Raw genomic sequence first — 20,493 nt, forward strand, 5'->3', positions numbered from 1 at the left:
AGCAGCTATAGATCACTAACCGTGCATCAGCTTGTCGATCCGGCCGGCCAGCGCATTGTGATCATTCGCCGAGTTCTTTTTTAACACATTGGACATCAATGCGACCAGATAGATGGTACCATCCGGGTGCTCGACGATGCACACCGAGTTCATATAATTATTGGCATTGCCCATATACTTCGCACAGGTGTAGCCTTCTTCCGGTTTACATTGGTACAAACTGCCGGATTTGAAGTACACGGCAGCATCTTTCAGAGCGGCGTTGGAAGCATAGCGGATCCGGCGATCCGTCATGTACAGCAATCGTTTGATTTCCAATGAAGAAGGCTCATCGATGACTTTCCCCCGTTCGAGGGCTACCATCCATTTCATCAAGCCTAACGGCGTGCCGATACTGCCACCCTTGGGTGGAATGCGGTTGGTACCGCCCCGCGTGAATAGTTGGCCCAGCCTCCATTCATCTTCGGTGATACCCAGTTCCCGCAGTGGTTCATTGACCACCGAGTTGGCGATGTCCGAGAGCTCGGATTTGGGAGTACTGCTGAAATAGGCTTCCGCTTCCTCCTCGGTCAGATCCGGATATTTTTCCTTAAAGACGTGCATGAGGATGGCCTCTCTCCAGACCACGGATGCTGCGCCATTGTTGCTGACGGATACCATGTGGTCCACCCATTCGTAAAGGGTGAAGACATCACCGGCCTGGACCGTCCGCTTAACCAGTTTATTGGTCTCCGGATTGAAGAAGGGTACGGTATGTTCGTCGTAGAGTGCCCACTGTCCGGCGCGTACCGATTTATTTTTCATGAGCTCCCGCCTGGATTCAAAATCTTCCGGGAAGATGTTTTGCAGTTCACAGAAGAACCCGGTGATAACGGCCAGCTTGCCGACACTCCCCGGTTGAAATCCTCTGTCCTCCTGTTTTTTCGCATATCGTATGGGCCGTCCCGGCGTAATGTCCAACAGCGTGAGGGAATAACTCTCGTGCAAATAGGGGAACAGGGAACCAACAGCTTTTTGTAGGGCCGGATCGGCTTCCGGTAGTACAGCCAGGCTGTCTCCTTTGGGTATATTCAGCAGGTTCAGTTTGATGTCATCCAGTTTCTTTTGCGCTCCCGGGATGGGAGCAGTCCCTTTGATGGTTCCATCGAGAATGTGTTCCCAGTAGAGCAGGCGGCGGATGCCGGTGAGGAGGTAACCGTCGATGGGATAGGCACGCACGGAGGGTAAAAACAGCAGTACGGCAAAGAGTCCGAAGAGATATCGGATAAAATGATGGCGATAGGAATTTTTCTGATTAGTCATTGGCATTTAAGTTTATCCGGGTTCCCTGGGGCAGGGGAGCTTCCAGAGAATGTAAATAGTCGGTGACAACCGCATTCTTTTGCTCCACATATGGCCTCACCTGGAACAGCCAGAGTTTATCCTCTTTAAATCCTAATTCGATGTCGAAAGGTCCGGCAGATTCAATGCCGGGTGTTCCCGGTAATTTTTGCTGTACCTGGCTGGCGAAGCTGAACAGCGCTTTGAGATCAGCAATGGAAAGGATTGGATTTGCAAAGCTGGCAAAATGATTGGCCGTTCCGCCGGTAAGTGGGAGACTGCGGTATTTGGGCTCACGAGCCGGTGACAACAGTTGATAGCGAAGTCCCGGCATCAGGCGATAGGATTCAGCCCACTGGCCCTCTACCGCTCCGCCGGCGCCGCGGCTAAAGGCTACTGTCAACTCATCGGACCTGCCGCTGGTGACGCCGGTCGTGATCATAACGCCGGAACACCGGACATCCACTCCCGGGATAAGTAATATGGATGGATATACATTTTCAGGGTTTAACAGATAAAACTGGCGCCACTTGAAGCTGCGTTCCGAATAGGGTGAGGCCCACACATCGCGGATACCCTGCATGATCTGAGCACTGTCCAGTACATTAAACAGGGTCAGGTTCAGACCGGCGCCGGTGAAGTCTTTCAGGTCTTCCATATTGGTATCACTGCGCAGAAATACCGGTAGTTTGCCGATAGGCACGCCCAGGACCTGGTGGAACTGCCGGGTCAGGTCACTGATGAAACCGGGCAGCAGGTTCATTTTGCCGATGGCTTTCCGCAGGGTGTCCAGTCTCCCGAGGGCATATGTTTCTATGGTTGCATTTTGCTGTCCATTTTGACGCATAGCTTCTGTCCGGACAAAGGTGGCCTGCAGGTAATCCCAGTAGCTTCCCCGGGAACCGGGCAAGGGTTGATCCATATGCTGGCGAAAGATGCCGAAAGGAATGACCAATCCTTCCACCACCTGATCCGGGAATAACAATTTCAACTGACCCAGATTTGCTGCTTTGGGTCCGCAGACCTTACCGGATGAAGTAGCCTGTACCGCGCGCAGGTTTAAAACGCTGTGTTCACCCAGCTGAAGTTTTTCGGTGGGCACAGTGATACGCTCGGTGCTACGCTGACGGGTGGTAACCAGCACTTTTTCATTTTCAGTGAGGTCTGCACCGTCTTTCATCAGGACTTGACCATTAGGTGTTACGGCATAAAATATTTTCTTGCCTTGCCACGGACGTAGTGATTCCATCAACTGGCTGGGTAGGACTGCATTGGGAATGCCCAGGTTTCTGGCCAGTAGCTGAACATGTGAAACCAGGTTTCCTTCGGAAACAGTAGCAATTCCTGCCACGGGTTTCAGGTCCGACGGTGGTCGCATGAAGAGGTAGATCTTGTCCTTCTGGACCTCCAGGTCTTCACCAGCATCATCCAGGATGATCTCCAGTTCACCGAAAGCGATCCCCGGGTTTAGTCCCCGGGCCACCTCGGCTCCCGGCAGCCCGAACAGGTAGGAATTGGAAGGTTTTTCTTTGGATAGTAAAGTGCCCAACTTGTCGACTGCCTGACCCAGTGACAACAAAACCGTCGCACGGATTCGGTCATCGTAAAATCCTTCCGCGATCGGTTCAAAAGTTGCAAAGGTAGCCACCGGATCCCGGTAGGTTGCCCGGATCGTATTTGCGCCCCATTCGAGACCTGCCCGTGCTCTCTCAAAGCGGGCCTGGAGTTCCGTCAGGCCCATGACGGTGTCCTGGGTACTTAAGGCCAGGTCTGCCGCCAAAACCTTCCACTCCCAGCTCTCAAGGAGTCCGGTAGCCGCCGCCGCCTGTGTGGCATAGCAGATCTTGTCAACATTGTTAAAGGCATTATCAGGGTTCCAGGCGATCAGAGAACGGAAGAGCAGATCTTCCAGCTGGACAGAACAATCCATTAAAGCTGCACGTGACGAAGGTTTTTTCAGGGTGGATAAACTATCCCGCATAGCCAGCAATAGGTCCGATGTTGCAATGGACAACCGGGCGGGATCCTTTGAGTTGGCCTGCTTCATGTATTCGTCCAGCAGATGCCGTATACCGGAAGCGGGTATGCGGCGCACCAGAGGAGCCAGGGATTGCAGGTCCACCGGTTGAAACAGGGTTTGCATATCCCGGATCAGTTTATCCAGGAGGTCCCGCTGGGCAACGGTGATTTTGGTCGCATTCCGGGTCCGGAAGGTTTGCAGTTTGGCAATATCGCTCTGCTCGGGCTGGCTGTGGATCTTGGAACGCAAATCCAGGAAGTCCGGAATGCTGTCGCTCAGCAATTTTGAATTGACCCGGATCATTTCTTTGACCCGGTCCGTACCCGGATGGGGCAGGTAACGAAAGGCCTGCCGGATCAAAAAGTAGTTGTCGAGCAGGCGTTGATCATCAGAAACCAACCATTCGAGGAATTCCTGGCCCCAGGCTTCTTCATCCTCAAGCTGTATGGCGCCGCGGTAATATTGTGCGCGACGCAGGACCCATCCATCATCTATCTCACGGAGATAACGCTCTAGGATGTATTGTTTGATCCTGCTTTCACCAAAATCTGCATCCCAGAATTCTTCCTGACCAGTGGTCGCCAGGATCTGTCCAAGATACAGGTGATTCGTTTTTCCTAAATCGATCACTTCATCTTTGTAACGCGCCCGCTGCACTCCTCCTGGTTCAGGGCACGGGTCGCGGGGTTGGCGTATGGTACCATCCTTGCAAAACCAGCGGATATCCCGGTAAGGTCCATGGACATCCTTTTTGTAATTCAGCACCATTTGTTTGATCGCATCTGCAGATTTGGGCTGTGCCCCGATCTGGTTGGTAAAGAAGGTAGTTACGAGGATCAAAGGAATGTAGATTCGATGCATAATCCTTTCACGTCTTTATTGCGGATAAATTGTATAACAGTTCGTGACCCTGAAGGGTTCGGTTAAGCAATTCCAGAGGTCCTTACTCTGCTATGTTGGTACGAGTGATTTTTTGCGATAAAGGAACCATCAGGGACAAAACCGCAGAGCCATAAAATGGATGGAGTTCCATGACCAGCCTTCCAGCCTGAATAGCCGGATCGGTGTTCGTCCACGATTCAGCTTCGGCTGTTGATTCGGTATTAAAAATGTAAATGCCCCGTACAGCTCCGTCATCCAGGAAAGGCCCTGCAAATACCAGCTTTTTCTCCCGGGCCATCCGTCTGATGTTGGCCAGGTGCGCACGCTGTAATTCGGCTGCGGTCACGCTGTCCTGACTGCGGTTTGGGCCAGATTTCAGAAAAGCCAGTACATAACTTTTCATTCCATAATCGTCAGCACCCAGGGCAGCAGCCATCGATGAATCAAACGCAAACCCGGAGGTGTCGATGATTTGACTGTACAGGTCTGGCATCTGCCGGACACCTTCGGGTTTTGTCGAACAATAAAGGAAGCATCCGGAGATCAGGATGACCAGGAGTCGGTTCATATCAGTCGTTTTTATTCAGAATCAACCTGCTGACAAATTATCCGGAAAAAGAGCAGGCAGGTCTAAGATAATTGCTTTTGACGGCTCACGCCTTCCACAGGCAGGGCCAATTTGAATCGATTTTTAAAAAATGTTGCAACCATTCATTGATTTGAACGGTCTCTACTAGGAAAACCTGACTACAATATGATCCAGCATTACCTTAAAATGACCTTGCGAGGATTCCGCAAACACCTCACTTCTTTCCTGATCAATGTGATCGGACTAGCCACAGGCCTGGGCGCGGCCCTTCTTATTTACATCTGGATACAGGATGAACTTCATGTGGATCAGTTCCACAGTCAACAATTGTATCAGGTCATGGAGCATCAGCATTATTCCAATGGCATCGGTACCACCACATCCACGCCGGGTATCCTGGGTGAATATTTGCAGAAGGATTTTCCGGAAGTTAAATATGGATGCGAGACGACCTGGAATGTGCGGAGCCAGCTGAAATATGAGGACAAATTGTTTAAGAAAGAAGGTATTTACGCTGGCAGCCATTTTTTTGAATTGTTTTCTTTCCCGTTACTGGCCGGTAGCCCGGTCACCGTGCTGGAGACAAATACCAGCATTGCTCTCTCGGAGTCTCTGGCCCAGTCCTTGTTTGGATCCACGGAAGCAGCGATGGGTAAAGCTGTCCTGTTCGATAATGATGCCCAATATCAGGTTTCAGCGGTATTTCAGGATCCACCGGCCCGGTCTTCTATGAAGTTTGACTTTGTATTACCCTGGAAGATCTTCGAAGACGAAAACGACTGGGTTAAGGAATGGGGAAACAATGGTCCCCGCTGCAATGTTCTCCTGAATGATGGCGTGGATGTAGCTGCTCTGAATGTCAAGTTAATGGATTACATCAAGGAGAAAGATGAAGGTTCAACGGTAGATCTGTTCGTGGTACCTTATGGACAACGCTATTTACATGGCAGGTATGAGGACGGAGTGCAGGTAGGCGGACGTATTGATTATGTGAGGCTTTTTGGCATTGTCGCTTTATTCATACTGATCATCGCATGCATCAACTTTATGAATCTGGCTACCGCCCGTGCCAGCCAACGGGCGCATGAGGTTGGTGTGCGGAAAGCGATCGGCGCTGAGCGTCGGTCCCTGATCATACAATATCTGAGTGAATCGATGGGCATATCACTGATCGCGCTGATCCTGGCCTGGGCACTGGCCTGGCTGGCTTTGCCGGTATTTAACAGCATAACCTCCAAGTCGATGGCCCTTACCTTCGACGAGCGCACAATTGCCGGATCACTGGTTATTCTGCTTTTCACCGGACTGGTTTCCGGCAGCTATCCGGCGCTGTATCTTTCTTCCTTCAATCCGGTGCGGGTCCTGAAAGGAAAGATCAAGTCTTCCTGGGGTGAGGTCTTCGCGCGCAAAGGACTGGTGATCTTCCAGTTTGTACTCAGTATCGTACTGATCATCGCCGTTTTGATCGTGCGGCAGCAAATCGATTACGTCCAGACGAAAAACCTGGGTTACAACAAAGACCAGCTGATTCATTTTGAGGCCGAGGGGGAAGTAAATAAAAAGAAGGACGTCTTCCTGGATCGGGTCCGCCAGTTACCCGGGGTGGTTGCCGCATCCAGTGTTGGCCATAGTTTCCTGGGGCAGAATAACAATACCTATGGCATCGACTGGCCGGGTAAAGAGGAAGGTACGCGGATATTATTTGAAAATTTTACCTCCGATTACGGCTTGTTATCGACCATGGGTATCCAGTTGAAAGATGGTCGGGACTTTTCCCGGGATTTTGGTGCGGATTCAAGCAAGATCATTGTAAATGAGAAGGCTGTTGAAATAATGCACCTCGATCATCCGGTCGGAACCGTCATCAAGCAATGGGGGAAAGAAAAAGAGATTATCGGGGTGGTGAAGGACTTTCATTTTCAGTCCTTGCACGAGGAAATGCGGCCTGCGTTTTTTTGGCTAAGCCCTGATAATGCCTGGAATATTGTTATACGCCTGGAACCTACCATGGTCAAAGCAGGGATCCAGAAGATAGAGGGCCTGTACGAGTCCTTTAACCCGGGCTTCATCTTCGAATACACGTTTCAGGATGAAGACTATGCGGACATGTATCAGGCAGAACAGCGTGTGGCTTCGCTGGCTAAATATTTCGCAGGCATCGCCATCGTCATTTCGTGTTTGGGATTGTTCGGCCTGGCTGCCTTTACAGCCGACCGCCGGACCAAAGAGATCGGCGTTCGCAAAATATTAGGGGCCGGTTCCTGGAATATCATCTGGTTGATCTCCCGTGATTTCACCAGACTGGTGATCGTTGCCATTGTGATCGCCGTACCGGTGGCCTGGTATCTTACCCGTCGATGGCTCAGTGACTATGCTTTTGCTGTGCACCCGAGTATCTGGGTTTTTCTGGGTGCAGCCCTGGCGGCATTGACCATCGCCTGGCTTACCGTGAGTACACATGCCTACCGGGCAACCCAGGTACACCCGGCGGATTGCCTGCAGGATGAATGAGAAAGAGGTAAAAGAGGTATAAGAAGTATAAGAGGTAGCAGAGGAATAAGAGGTGAAAGAGGTGAATGCATGACATCCATAACCCCAGGTTTTAACCTGGGGACGCAAAAGATGCATGACATCCATAGCCCCAGTTTTTAACCTGTGGGACATTGATTTTAATCCGGGAAGAACTCAGCCAGTAACCAGGTCTCCGGGTCAAGTACCACCCCGGTCACTTCCTGTTCAAAAGCCCACTGAAACGATTGTTTATCTTCGGTGACTTCTATCGTGTAGAAGCCTGATGTACCGTCTTTAAAACGGAAAAGCAGCTCCAGCGGAAAATGAAAATGCCCTTCTTTTTGCGATTGCTTCAGGTTCAGGGTCAGTACTTTGGATTTGTATTTCCAATCGTATTCCAGTTTGGGGTGTCCTGCCGTATACAGCCATTCCTGAAAGAAGTTCTCCAGGTCTTCGCCGGATACTTCTTCCATGACAGCCTGGAAATCCGGGGTCGTGGCATTGGATAAGGCAAAGTGATGGTAGTATTCACGGATGCCGGTCCAGAAGGCCTGATCTCCCAGCTTGCGCCTTAGCATGTGCAATACCCAGGCTCCTTTCTGGTATGAGTTGGCATTTAACAGCTGGAAATAGTTGGTCACTCCTTCCTGGATAACCGGTATGGATTTTTTCTGATTGAATGCGATCACCGCCTGCCGTTCCTTTTGCAGATAATGGACCAGACTGTCCCTGCCCATGGCATGTTCGGTGTACAGGTCGGTGCAATAGGTGGCAAAACCTTCGCTGAGCCAGATATGGGGCCAGTCTGCTTCCGAGGCAGAATTGCCAAACCACTGGTGGGCGATCTCGTGCGCCAGTAAGCGCTGAATGCGGCCTTTTCCGGTAACTGAATTTTCAAAATAAAAAATATTGCTGGCATTTTCCATGCCCCCGAATCGTGTGGTGGACTGAACATTGGCCAGCTTGGCGAATGGATAAGGTCCCAGTTGTCCGATGAAATAATCCAATATGGGCAGGGCCATGCCATAGTCGAAATAACCTGCTTCCCGGTTTTCAGGGTAGACCCAGCTCGTTATCGGGATACCGTCGATCTCACCTACTTGTTGTATCGCGAACGGTGCTGCACCAATCGCCATGACTTTCGTTGGCAGCGGTGCTTTCGAGGCATAGACTGTCATGCGGTGGTTTTGATCCAGGTTGACGGTTTCGAGCAGTTTTCCGTTAGCCACCACTTCGATGTAGGGAGGAGCTATAATTTCCCAGCGTACATAGGCTTTATCTGCAGGGTGGTCCACACACGGTATCCAGTTTTGTGCCCGGTTGGGCCAATTGTCGGCAAATACCGTCCGGTCGCCAAATTTGTTTCGACCGATGTACAACCCATCGTTGGGTATACCGTGATAATAAATGGCAAAACGATGCGTGGAACCTTCCTGTACACTGTTATTAATCCATAAACTCGAATCCTGTTGGCTGTAGGGAATGGAAAGGGAATCGAGTTGCACGGAATCCACCCGCATCCCTTTGCCACTTGCATCCATGGCAATCAGGTCCAGACGAAACCGGTCTGCGTCATGATTGAAATGAATGGTGACAGTGGCCAGACCGTGTATCATATCAGAGGTTCCATCAATCTCCAAATGGAAGTTGTATTCTTCGACATCCAGGGTCGGCGGGCCCCAGGTTTGGGTGTACGCGGAAAAGGTAATCAGCATGAATGCAAGGAAACAAATCGGTTTCATGGTTCTTGTCAATGTTGGAGGGTAAGATACGGATTTAGGTACCCTTCGGGTTGACGTCAGGACTGATAATTTTGTCAGGATGTATGGCTGATTTGCTATCTTCCTTATGCAGATCAAACCATGCTGATGGATACAGTTGAAGGTAACGCGGGATCTCCCGGATCTTTTCGGGAAAGCAAGGTCCTGGCTGTTGTTTTGCACGGCCTTACCCGTGGTATCGATTTGCTTTGCACGCAAATACGTCAATGTTTTGAACCCCACTATCAGGTGCAAATTTATGCCACGAAATATGCCGGCCATGGTGAGGCGCTGGCCAGGGCTGCCGTTTTGTCCGGCCATTACCGGTTGATAGCCATCGGGGGAGACGGTACGGTCAGTGATGTGGTCAATGGTATGATCCAGGGGGCAGCTGAGCTGGACAAATCTGCGCATGAACTCCTGCGGTTAGGGATCCTCCCAAGGGGTTCCGGCAATGACTTTGTGCGCAATTTCGATCAGGCCAGCAACCTCCAGGTTTTGCATGAGGACATCCGGCAGGATCGCTACCAAACCATAGACACCGGCTTCCTGCAATTCAAAGGCTCCGATGGTGCAAAAAAGTCCCGGTACTTTATCAACATTGCCGATGTAGGACTTGGAGGGGTGGTGGCTCACCGCATCAGCACCATGCCCAGGTGGATTCCTGCATTGCTCAAGTACCAATACAGCATCATCCGAACTATATTGCAATACCGGCATCAACGGGTCAGGATCCAGAGTCCCCAAAGCTCCCGTGAAGGGAAGATACTGGCTTTGATCCTGGCTAATGGGAATTATTTTGGCAAAGGACTGGGCATTGCTCCCTATGCCAGCCTCCGTGATGGACAGATTTCAGCGGTATGGATTGGACAGGTCAGTATTCGCGAGTATTTGCGCTACCTTCCCAGGATACGCAACTGTCAGCCCATAGACCATGATGAATTGCGGTATTTCGACTGCACTGCGTTAAACATTGACCATCTCGATCATCCATTACCGATCGACCTGGATGGCGAGTTTGTAGGGTTTACGCCTGCGGAAGTATCGGTTAGCCGGTTTGGCTTCAATGTTTATGGCCAGTTGCGGCAGTGAATCAAATCCTTGTTAAACAAATCCACCGGATAATTTCTTCCTAAATAAGGCAGGTGCAGGTTGGTTATCCCTTTTGATTTGCATTTATTTGTTCATCTCAGGGTAATAGGGTCCTGCTTGTGCCCTTAAGCTTTACCTCAAAGATCTACACCATGGGTCATCTAAGGGCAGCATTGCCCATTGGAGAAAGGAAAATAATTCAATGAAAGGAATATTTAGTTCTCTCAGACACCAGCTGATAAAAAGTGGCAAAACCCGAGCCTATGGGTGGTATGCCTTCGGAGAAATACTCCTGATCGTGGTGGGTATTTTGATCGCACTGGGGATCGACAACTGGAACGAGGAGCGTAAAGAACGGCGAACGGAACAGTATTTTTTGTCCGGGCTAAAGGAGGAGTTTACAGTGAATAAAATTAGACTGGAAAATCTGATAGCTGTGGTTCAGGATATTTCAGATGCATCGGAAGAAATTGAAGCTTATTTATCCGGCACGGTAGATACCCTTTCCGAAAAAAGCCTTTCGAGGAAACTTTACCGGGCATTGGCGTACGATATCATTTACAACCCCAATCAGTCATTATTGAATGAAGTGACAGGCTATGGAAAATTAAATCTCATCACCAGCATGCCGTTGAGGCAGGTACTGATGGGGTGGCAGCCCTTCATTCAACAAATAAGGCTACAGGAATCCGGTTTGCGTCAGAACAGGAATGAAATTCTGGACCTGCTGAGTAGTGAGAAGGGTAGTATCCGGACCATTTTTAACCACATTAGTCAGGATGAAAAAAAGCCTGGCTCCAACTCATTAGCCAGCCGGGAAAGTAATAAGATGGTAGTCCACACACCTGCCTTTGAAAATAAATTATTGATTTATTTATTGACGGCGAATAATACAGGTTCGATGCACTATAAACCGTTACTCACTGAAATAAATCAGATTCTGGAACTTATTGACCAGGAAATTAAAGAATAAGGTTTTGAGTGGTTAGCTTTCCAAATCATATTTAGTTCTTAGGTACTATTGCAATTACTCTTTAACGAGTTAGGGAAAGAATTTTTATGCAATTTCTATTGATCCGAAATGTAATTCTGGTTGCAAGGGTCGCTGCTTGGCGTATTCGTTCATTTTTGTTCCGGCAAACCGCGCCCCGACAAGCTGTGGCGGGCGGGGAACGAACCAAAAACCTCGATTCACGCAAAACTCACCTTGGCGTTCGGTGCAACTGTATGGGATTCAGGATATTAAGTTCTGCATCCCATCCGCTTTGCGGTTCCTTCACTTGAATGTCTCCCAGACATTCATTCCGCCATTTGGCGAAAAACGTTCAGTCAGACCATTTTAGCGGCATGCGCACGGCTCACCGTCTTTCGACGGCAGCAAAAATGCTGTTTTTGAATTGTTCAAACAGTTGCGTGAACCCTCTAAAGAGACGGTTGTATCTTAAAACAACCACTTCAAATAAAAGAAATGCAAAAGCCGTAGCTTTAAAAGTTTGGCTCAAAATTGTAACCCTAAATGGATGACAATTAGTAGAACTTCGAAATATTCTTTTGCCTAAGCCTTGAAAGTCTAAGTAGTTTAGTAATAAATAACGTTGGCTACAGGATTGGAGGGCTGCTCTAATAGGCAAGGTTCTACAAAATTCACTGATAGTCTAAAGATTGCACAAAATGATTTAATCATGGTTTAACCACTGAACGCGTTAAAGAATAAATTGTTCGGAAATACTTGCTTGATTTCAGATTGGTTTTTTTACCGCACAAAAAGGGACGAAAGAACATCTGCGATGGGTTTAAAAATAGGGCTAAACCACGACTGAATACCCAGGACTTATTAAATCCTGATTTGGACGGCTGGGATATTGAATGAATAGTACCTGATAAAAATCAAGTCCAGTTTCATCATTACCACTTAAATCAATTTTTAAGTGATGGTTCTCGCCAATAAGTATATTTGAGTCTTAGTATTGCTGTAACCGGCAAACAATCAACTATTTCCAATGACCAGGTATTTGCGCACGGGAACACAGGATCAGGACTTTCAACTCCTCGTCCAATCGTTGGATCAGGAATTAGCCATCATCGATGGAGAAGACCATGCTTTCTTTGCACAATACAATCAAACCGAATCTGTTCAATTCGTTATTCTCGCGTATCAGGAAGCACAACCCGTGGCTTGTGGTGGGTTAAAAGCATTCGATCCGACCACCCTGGAGATTAAACGCATGTATACCATCCCTTCCGTCCGTAGCCAGGGGATCGCCTCTGTTATCCTCTCCCAACTGGAAGACTGGGCTAGGGAGTTGGGATACACCAGATGTGTTCTGGAAACTGGTGTCAAGCAGCCCGATGCCATGCGTCTGTATGAAAAGAACGATTATGTTCGTATCCCTAATTATGGCCCATATATCCAGCAACCACTTAGTGCCTGTTTCGAGAAAGTGCTGAACCGGTAGGCGGGCCTTAATGCTGAGGCCTGATGATGATCCTGCGGACATACCGGTGAGGATACACCCGGTAGCTGTCCAGGACCGGCAAGGAGGTGTCCCCGACTCCGGTCGTCTCGTAATCCAGATTCAACGTAATTCCTCCCGACGGCTTCAATTGATAGGTGTAGAGCGCCCTGGTCAGTTCGTCGGTCGTATACGGATAGGCGTTAAAATTGAATGGTTTGTCCATTGAGAACTGCAGGCCGCTGCCCTCATCATCCACCATCCGCAACCAGCGGATTCCGGTGCGTAACCCATAATCCTGTGGGATGAGATAAGGCTCATACATAGCCTCAACAGTAGACTGGTAAATGCCGACTTTATAACCCGATTGGCGGTCGGGATAGTTTTCCTGGGGACCCCGCCCATACCAGGATACCTGTGAAAGATCGTCGGCAATCATGAGTGATAATCCGATCCTGGGTAACATTTGCGGCATATTACCCTGGGGTAATACGGTATGATCCAGTTTTATGGTACCATCAGCCAGGATGGAATATTCGCTGATGCATTCAAATCCACTTAGTGTAAGTCCATTTAGATATTTATCCATCATACTGAATTGTAACTGGCCATCCCGCGTGAGTACCAGCTCACGGACATGAACCATCACCCGGCCATCAGCGGAACTGGCTGAAAACTCAAGTGGGATCCGCTGGAGTGCATCCAGGCCGTAAGAATAATACTCCGTGGCCAGGGTCGCGTCAAACCCTTCCTTCCAGCGGCTATTCTTCATCCCATATCCATTCCATCGATCGATTTCATTCGCAACCGGAGCCCGCCACACATTGAGCTTCAACGGAGCTTTGAGCAACTCCCGGCCATCCTGCATCATGGATGTTAATTCTCCTGTGGCCTTTGTAAAGGTGTAAACAAAGCCATTTCCGGTAACCACGAGATGCTCTGGGTCACTTTCGGAAAGGGCAAGGTCACCGGCCGGCAATTTTTCAAGGATAGCGGACTGATTCCACTCATGGAGTTCCAATTGATCCCAGGCTACTTCAAAACCGGCGGGCGCCCAGAGCTCATCCGTCTTCAGTGCTGAGCTAACATTGATGCGGTACTCTTTACCAGCGGCGATGGCTGGCTTATGGTACGGGATACGAACCCACTGATGGCTCTGCGGTGGCGCCTCCAGATTCAGTGTCCCGGATTGCAGCGTATCATTATCGGCCGTTAATGTCCAGGTCGTGGTCCAGTGATTTGCAGGAGTGAAATTACTGTGATTCCAAACTTCTACCAGGCCCGTTTCGGCTTCTTCGAGTCGGAAAGACAAGGGTTGTCCCGAATGTTTCATTTGCCACATTTCTGGTTGTGGCTTCCGGTCAGGCCAGATGGTTCCGTAAGTTCTGGCACCTATCCCGTAGGTGAAGAAATGGCCATCATCCGTTTCATCTTCAAAATCCAGCCAGAGTGCTGCCTTGCCGGGGTCGGATAGAACCGCTGGATCCGTGGAAGTGAAGATGCCGACACGGTCGATCAGGGCATCTGCGGTGTAATTTTTTGTATCCTGGCCCTGAGTCTCTACGTTCCGGCCTATGTTAACAGGAAAAGGCAGGTTCTGGATGGACCCGGTGGCCGGCATGGTAGCTGCTATTGCGCCATCAATGATCAACTGCATTTTAGACCCATCGTACATGGCCGTCATCTGGTGCCAGTTGTGCTCCCAGTTTCCCGGAAGTGCTGCCGTTAAGAGAAACTTGCGGCCGGTATAAATGTAAAATGCAATGGAGTCCTGCCCTTGTTGTTCCAGGCCGAATTGATGGTTTCCCTTGGTGATCAGTGCGCCACCACTCCGATTCAGCTGACGGGGATATACATCCAGTGCCAGCGTTAGCTGGTCACCGGTGAGCTCCAGGTTGTCCGAGCGGTAGATTTCGATCCATTGATCATGGCCGTTCAGGTCTATAGCTTTTCCGTGGTTAGAGTTTACCAGACGTGCATGACCCATAATATTTACCGGAGTATTATAAGGAGACAGGTCCTTCAGACGTCGCACCGGAGCGGTAAGACCAGGACTGACAAAATCCCAGATGGCACCGCCCATCAACCGGGGATGCGCATAAATGACCCGCCAATAGTCGTCCAGGCCTCCTCCTCCATTGCCGGCCACTGAGATGTATTCATCCATGAAGGATGGCCGCTGGTCATTGGAGTCCAGCCCGAATTTCATCTCCAGCTCAACCGGTGTCGGATAGCGGGGGCCTACTATGTCTTCGCCGGGGTGCGTATCGGCATTACCCCCATACATCCAGTAGCGGGTGGGATCGAGTCGTTTTCCTTCCTGGATGACTTTGGTGATGTTTTCCCCTTCTCCGCTTTCGTTTCCTGCGCTCCAGAGCAGGATGCAGGGATAGTTGCGGTCACGCAGAACCATGCACTGTACGCGATCGAGATACATGGGGATATAATCGGGCATCTCAGAAACATATTCAGTAGCGTGCGCCTCATCACCGGTTTCATCGATAATAAACAGACCGTACTCATTGGCCAGTTCGAGGTATTTGGAGACCGGCGGATAATGTGAAGTGCGTACTGCGTTGAAATTAAATTGCTTCAGGAGCTCAAAGTCCTGGCGGATGGTGGCTTCATCCATGGTGTGCCCCGACGTGGGGTGCTGCATGTGGGAATTGATGCCATTGATCTTGACGGGCACACCATTCAGATAGAACGTGTTGCCCCGGATTTCGGTTTCCTTAAAGCCGATTTTTGTGACCACTCGATCAATGGTCTTGCCTTTGGAGTTGATCAGTTCCATGGTCAGGTCATATAAATTGGGAGTCTCCGAAGTCCACTTATCCGGATTGCTGAATGAATGTTCCATGGTGAAGGTATTCTGGCTATGTTCATCCAGGTCTATTGGCGTGCTTTGCATTTGAGCCATGGTTTTACCTGACCTGGAAATATGGGCGTTGATGCGGTATCCGGTACCACCTGACCGATAGCTCTTGACCTTTACATTAAGTCTGAGATGGGCATCTGCATAGTGCTCGTCAAGATCGGTGATCACCTGCCAATCGAAGAGCCGGACCGGATTGGTGGCATAAAGCCAGACATCGTCGAAGATGCCGGCCAGGCGCCAGTAATCCTGACCTTCCAGATAGTATCCGTCACAAAATTTGATGACTAAAACGGCAATGGTATTCCTGCCCCGTTGCAGGTAAGGAGTGATATTGTATTCTGCCGGTTCCTGAGCGCCTTCATTATAGCCTACTTCTTTACCATTAACCCAGACGAAGGACGCGGATGCAACTTTCTCGAATCGCAGGAATATTTCCTGACCTTTCCAGCCATCCGGCAGATTGATGGTAGTGCGGTAAGCCCCGGTAGGATTGTACTCCTTTGGCACTTCAGGCGGTGTCACAGTGAAAGGAGCTTCTTTTCCGGCACCACGCAAGGAGGCGAAGGGATCTGCCGGTGCATTGGATGGCCTTCTCAGAGCGAAGGTGGTGCTGATGTTGCGGAACATCGGATCCCCATAACCTTGCATCTCCCAGTTGGATGGGACGCTGATGTTATCCCAGTTGCTGTCGTCAAAATTCCGCTCATAAAAATTTGCCGGAATGCCCTCTGGTACATCGCTGTAGATAAACTTCCATTGTCCGTTTAATGAGAGATGAGCATCCGGAATGTGATAGGCCCGGCCTGCTTCCTGGCCCAGTTCAAAGACGTTCAGGTTTTCGATGTAGTCGGACAGATGGGACATGAAAGGATGCTCCTGTGCCTTCGATGGGTCCGCGACGAGGAGGAAATAAAAGATGAAGAGAAATACAATCGGTCTCATGCTGTTGAAATTTTGTCAGGGTAGCCGCATTTAAACTTTAATTTACGAATGATCACCAAAACCTGATCATGAACTGATCCAGGTCATGGCAGTGCTAGATCGATGACTCCTGGAGTTCCACCTTATCCATTGTAACTTCACCAAAGTAGTATTTTAGGAATACAGATCTTATTCAGACAAAATAAAATTGAATTGGTATGAAATGGCAGGTGCTCTCTATCTCGATGATGTCACAGGTATTGGCGTTGGCTCAACCACCGGCCGGTAATCCCTGGAATGTGAATCCGGACCCCGATGCGGTGATAACCTACCACAATCCGGTCATTCCTGGTTTTTATTCGGATCCCAGCATCTGCCGGGTAGGTGAAGATTATTACCTGATAACTAGCACGTTTGAATTTTTCCCGGGGGTGCCCATCTTCCACAGCCGGGATCTCATCCACTGGGAGCAGATCGGTCACGTCATGCACCGGCGGGAACAGGTGCCGAAGGGAATCAACATTTTTGCTCCAACCTTGCGCTATCACAATGGGATCTTTTATATGATTACCACCAATGTCGCGGGGGGAGGCAATTTTTATGTGACAGCCAAGGACCCGGCTGGTCCCTGGTCCGATCCGGTTCTCGTTGATGTCCAGGGCATTGATCCGGATTTGTTTTTTGACGATGACGGCAGGACCTATGTGATCTCTTCCACCTTTGTATTGAGTGAGATCGATTTGGCAAACGGTAAACTGACCGGAGAACGGCGGAAAGTGTGGAATGGCACCGGAGGACGGTATCCGGAAGGCCCGCATATCTACAGAAAGGATGGCTATTATTACCTGATGGCGGCAGAGGGTGGTACCGAAGAAGCGCATTCGGAAACCATCGCCCGCAGCAACAGCATCTGGGGGCCCTATACGGAGAATCCGGCTAATCCCATTTTGGCCCATGCCAATGCGGCCGGGCAGGGTAATCCCATCCAGGGAGTTGGTCATGCGGACATCGTGCAGGCACATGATGGTTCTTGGTGGATGGTCTTTCATGGATATCGCAGCGTCACCGGCTATCCCGCGCATCACATCCTGGGCAGGGAGACTTGTCTGGCACCGGTAACCTGGCCCACCAGCGGCTGGCCGGTGGTAAATGGTACCGGTGTCGTGCAAGTCAATATGACCTGTCCCACACTTCCCCAGAAATCATTCCCACCACTACAGGAACGGATTGAATTTGATCAGCCACTGGGTTTGGAATGGAATTACATTCAGCCTCCGGTGGAAGCCAATTATCAGGTTGGCAGCGGACAATTGGCGTTGCACGGATCTGCCACCAAGATCGGTGGCGAAGGGAGCCCTACGTTTGTTGGCCGGCGGCTGACGGATCTTGATTTTACAGCTGCAACCCGGCTTGATTTTTCACCGGCACAGGAGAATGAAGAGGCAGGCATCATCCTGCTGAATAACCAGACCCATTTTGATCTGATGGTAGTCCGCAAAAAGAATAAGCGCTATGTGGTGGTTAATCTTCAGTTCGGCAGGACGCATTACCAATCGGAGCCTGTGCAGCTGAAAGAAGGGCCGGTTGATCTGCGCATCAGCGGTCAAGGCCCGTTGTTTACCTTTGCATATGCCCAGGGCAACGATGATTTTAAAGTAGTGGATACGGCGGACGCACGCTTTTTGAGCTCGGAAACCATCGGTTGGTTTACCGGAGTTTATGTCGGACTGTATGCGACAGGAAATGGGGAATCCTGCAAATCTCCGGCGAGCTACGACTGGTTTCAGTATCAGGGTAACTGATCATGCCTGACTGGATAAAGGTTCAGGCAAAATATTTATCTTGATTATCAGTGATAAATAGGGTCCTTGAATTGCTTGTCTTTTGCGGGTGAATTTTGAGTTTTTTTATTCAATTCGTCCGCAGGATAAAATTATGATTAATGAATTTATTTGGCACAATCCGCCAGCTATTTATCGAACAGGGTAGGGTCAGGAAATACCTGCTGTATGCATTGGGTGAAATCATTCTGGTCATGATCGGGATTTTGCTGGCACTGAAGGTTAACAACTGGAACTCCGACCGGTTAAATCGGGCCAAAGAGCAGGAATACATCCATCGGATGAGGTATGAAATTTTGGCGGATATTAATTATTACACCGGAATTAAGGAAAGATTTCAAAATAAAGAGAAAAGCCTGTACAGAATAATTAAAGTGTGGCAATTGCCACAGCCACATATTGCCGATTCACTGGGATACATACACGATTTTGTTGTTGCGGGAAATGTCAGTTCCTGGTATAATGAACCCGTGACCTGGGATCAGTTGATCCAAACCGGAGACCTGAATCTGATCCGTGATAATCATCTGATTGAAGCATTGTATAACTACCACAATCTGGTTAAACGGATTTCTGATAATTATTCCGTTTACCCGACACAAATGGCCAATCAGGCCCGGGTTTCCTGGAGTATACCTTTCAGGCAGGAGGCATTGGAAAGCTTTATGGTTCCCAGAAATGAACTGCGGATCCCCGCCAAAGCTGTGTATGAAAATATCTGGAGCGAACGGATACACTATTTGGACCTCTACATTTCTTTAGCTTACATTACCACAGCCCAGGTACAAAATATGGAAGAAATCATCCAAACCGGAAATGAATTATTGCAATTGCTCCAGGAAAAGGCAGGGATAAAAAATGAGCTTGTGAATTAATTGATCACCTGGAATTATTGATTCAATTCCTGGGATGCCAGTTAAAATTAAATTCACAACGGTCCGGCTTCACGGGTATAAGTACACAGAAATTTATTCAGAATATCATTGTTGGCTGGCCCAGGCCATACCATCCGGCCCTCCCAGAGCAATATGATTTATGACGGATAAAGTGCCAAGATCCACCACCACGATATCGTTGTCCGGTGTGCAGGCTAAAAATGCCCGCTTCCCATCCGGGTCCATCTGAATGCCGGCCGCACCACGGCCGATGGGCAGGCGTTTGATTTCTTTTCTGGTCTTTGCATCATAGATAATGGCGTCACCCTGGCGGAGGCTGGTGATGAAAACCATCTTCCCATCCGGGGTGAATTTCAGGCGGTTGGCTCCCTGGGTCTGGGCGTCAAACTGCGCACTTTGTTTTTTCGTGGTCAGGTCGATGATGGTTATCTGGCCGTTGTCGCTGGAGGCTGTCCAGAGTTCAAGCCCATCCGGAGAAACATCAAATCCTTCTGATCCCCGGGCGGTAGGAACAACTGTTTGCGTCCATTCATTGCGGGGGCGCGGAGGTCCCGGCTGAGGCGTAGAGGATGATGGTTCAGGGGCATCCAGGATGCTTACAGTACCGGCATTGACATTGGTGGTATAAATTTCACGGGCATCGGAACGGACGTAGAGCATATGGGTACGGTCCTCGCCGGTGCCCATGCTCCAGTCCAGGGTATTGGTTTCCGGATCGTAACGACCTACCGCTTTGGATCCTTCTGCAGTAAACCACACTTTGCCCTGAACAAATTCGATCCCATGGGGGCCCCATAGAGGCCGGGTGTCGATGGTGGAGAGTGGTTTCTGTGCCACCAGGTCGATCACATTGATTTCATGCAGGCTACCACCGCCATAAATGGTCACGTAGGCAGTCTTGCCGTCAGCGGAAGCAATCACTTCGTGAGGATCTTGGCCTACGGGAATCCGGGCTTTGACAGCAAGGCTTACAGGATCGATGATCGCCAGTACATGATCAGATTTTGAAAGAGCGAGCAGGGACTGCTGACCATTGCTTACCGGAATAACCAATAGGAGCAGTGCGTATACTAAAATTGATCGCAAGGATTGCCGTTGATAAATTGATCTCATGATGCTGGTGATGATTATTTCATTTCCAATGAAAGATAACCTATTTGACTGCAGGTCATTGTATTTTAAATTAAATAGTTACCTGAGCAGATGGCCCCAACCTGATTAATTTACCCATTAAACAACCCCAGGGAAAGTCCTTATACCCAGCCACTCCAATACCCCAAAACCCCAAAACCTCAAACCCACAATACCACAATACCATGAAACCCCACAC

The 20,493-nt window shown here is 49.4% G+C and carries 12 protein-coding genes; 6 read left to right on the plus strand and 6 right to left on the minus strand.

What is annotated here, in order from left to right; genetic code table 11:
• Window positions 1-15: 15 nt before the first annotated feature.
• The 3 genes from H6570_02240 to H6570_02250 all read right to left on the minus strand — a co-directional run bounded on the left by H6570_02240 (window position 16) and on the right by H6570_02250 (window position 4,790).
• Window positions 16-1,266, minus strand: a complete 1,251-nt coding sequence (locus tag H6570_02240) for a hypothetical protein (GenBank protein MCB9318073.1) — start codon at window positions 1,264-1,266, stop codon at window positions 16-18.
• Between the two features lie 28 nt (window positions 1,267-1,294).
• Window positions 1,295-4,201, minus strand: a complete 2,907-nt coding sequence (locus H6570_02245; GenBank protein ID MCB9318074.1) for a phosphoenolpyruvate synthase — start codon at window positions 4,199-4,201, stop codon at window positions 1,295-1,297.
• An 82-nt stretch (window positions 4,202-4,283) separates the two neighbouring features.
• A complete protein-coding gene (locus tag H6570_02250; GenBank protein ID MCB9318075.1) occupies window positions 4,284-4,790 on the minus strand; it encodes a hypothetical protein in 507 nt (168 codons plus the stop codon).
• 186 nt (window positions 4,791-4,976) lie between these two features.
• Between H6570_02250 and H6570_02255 the strand changes: the two genes are divergently transcribed.
• Window positions 4,977-7,322 (plus strand): ABC transporter permease, encoded by a 2,346-nt coding sequence (locus H6570_02255; GenBank protein ID MCB9318076.1) that lies wholly within the window; start codon window positions 4,977-4,979, stop codon window positions 7,320-7,322.
• A 158-nt stretch (window positions 7,323-7,480) separates the two neighbouring features.
• Here H6570_02255 and H6570_02260 read toward each other — a convergent pair whose 3' ends face one another.
• Complete coding sequence (locus H6570_02260) at window positions 7,481-9,064, minus strand: M1 family peptidase (GenBank protein MCB9318077.1); 1,584 nt, start codon at window positions 9,062-9,064, stop codon at window positions 7,481-7,483.
• Window positions 9,065-9,190: 126 nt separating this feature from the next.
• Here H6570_02260 and H6570_02265 point away from each other — a divergent pair, with 126 nt between their 5' ends.
• The 3 genes from H6570_02265 to H6570_02275 all read left to right on the plus strand — a co-directional run bounded on the left by H6570_02265 (window position 9,191) and on the right by H6570_02275 (window position 12,630).
• Window positions 9,191-10,174, plus strand: a complete 984-nt coding sequence (locus H6570_02265; GenBank protein MCB9318078.1) for a hypothetical protein — start codon at window positions 9,191-9,193, stop codon at window positions 10,172-10,174.
• A 202-nt stretch (window positions 10,175-10,376) separates the two neighbouring features.
• Window positions 10,377-11,147 (plus strand): hypothetical protein, encoded by a 771-nt coding sequence (locus H6570_02270; GenBank protein MCB9318079.1) that lies wholly within the window; start codon window positions 10,377-10,379, stop codon window positions 11,145-11,147.
• 1,027 nt (window positions 11,148-12,174) lie between these two features.
• Complete coding sequence (locus H6570_02275) at window positions 12,175-12,630, plus strand: GNAT family N-acetyltransferase (GenBank protein MCB9318080.1); 456 nt, start codon at window positions 12,175-12,177, stop codon at window positions 12,628-12,630.
• A 7-nt stretch (window positions 12,631-12,637) separates the two neighbouring features.
• On the opposite strand, the gene H6570_02280 is transcribed toward H6570_02275, so the two are convergent.
• Window positions 12,638-16,447: a DUF4981 domain-containing protein gene (locus H6570_02280; GenBank protein MCB9318081.1), complete on the minus strand. Its 3,810-nt coding sequence runs from the start codon at window positions 16,445-16,447 to the stop codon at window positions 12,638-12,640.
• A gap of 197 nt (window positions 16,448-16,644) precedes the next feature.
• Here H6570_02280 and H6570_02285 point away from each other — a divergent pair, with 197 nt between their 5' ends.
• Both H6570_02285 and H6570_02290 read left to right on the plus strand, forming a co-directional pair.
• On the plus strand, window positions 16,645-18,228 hold the full coding sequence (locus H6570_02285) for a glycoside hydrolase family 43 protein (GenBank protein MCB9318082.1): 1,584 nt from the start codon (window positions 16,645-16,647) through the stop codon (window positions 18,226-18,228).
• 140 nt (window positions 18,229-18,368) lie between these two features.
• Entirely contained in the window at window positions 18,369-19,142 is a 774-nt protein-coding gene (locus H6570_02290; GenBank protein ID MCB9318083.1) for a hypothetical protein, read from the plus strand.
• A gap of 105 nt (window positions 19,143-19,247) precedes the next feature.
• On the opposite strand, the gene H6570_02295 is transcribed toward H6570_02290, so the two are convergent.
• A complete protein-coding gene (locus H6570_02295) occupies window positions 19,248-20,276 on the minus strand; it encodes a YncE family protein (GenBank protein MCB9318084.1) in 1,029 nt (342 codons plus the stop codon).
• Window positions 20,277-20,493: the final 217 nt, after the last annotated feature.

The organism is Lewinellaceae bacterium, from assembly GCA_020636135.1.
In the GTDB taxonomy this organism is placed as follows: Bacteria; Bacteroidota; Bacteroidia; order Chitinophagales; family Saprospiraceae; genus JAGQXC01.

What these genes read in the sequence shown, in the direction of transcription:
- H6570_02245 (MCB9318074.1), bottom strand. Translation starts at nt 4,201, where the DNA reads ATGCATCGAATCTACATTCCTTTGATCCTCGTAACTACCTTCTTTACC.
- H6570_02250 (MCB9318075.1), bottom strand. Translation starts at nt 4,790, where the DNA reads ATGAACCGACTCCTGGTCATCCTGATCTCCGGATGCTTCCTTTATTGT.
- H6570_02255 (MCB9318076.1), top strand. Translation starts at nt 4,977, where the DNA reads ATGATCCAGCATTACCTTAAAATGACCTTGCGAGGATTCCGCAAACAC.
- H6570_02260 (MCB9318077.1), bottom strand. Translation starts at nt 9,064, where the DNA reads ATGAAACCGATTTGTTTCCTTGCATTCATGCTGATTACCTTTTCCGCG.
- H6570_02265 (MCB9318078.1), top strand. Translation starts at nt 9,191, where the DNA reads ATGGATACAGTTGAAGGTAACGCGGGATCTCCCGGATCTTTTCGGGAA.
- H6570_02270 (MCB9318079.1), top strand. Translation starts at nt 10,377, where the DNA reads ATGAAAGGAATATTTAGTTCTCTCAGACACCAGCTGATAAAAAGTGGC.
- H6570_02275 (MCB9318080.1), top strand. Translation starts at nt 12,175, where the DNA reads ATGACCAGGTATTTGCGCACGGGAACACAGGATCAGGACTTTCAACTC.
- H6570_02280 (MCB9318081.1), bottom strand. Translation starts at nt 16,447, where the DNA reads ATGAGACCGATTGTATTTCTCTTCATCTTTTATTTCCTCCTCGTCGCG.
- H6570_02285 (MCB9318082.1), top strand. Translation starts at nt 16,645, where the DNA reads ATGAAATGGCAGGTGCTCTCTATCTCGATGATGTCACAGGTATTGGCG.
- H6570_02290 (MCB9318083.1), top strand. Translation starts at nt 18,369, where the DNA reads ATGAATTTATTTGGCACAATCCGCCAGCTATTTATCGAACAGGGTAGG.
- H6570_02295 (MCB9318084.1), bottom strand. Translation starts at nt 20,276, where the DNA reads ATGAGATCAATTTATCAACGGCAATCCTTGCGATCAATTTTAGTATAC.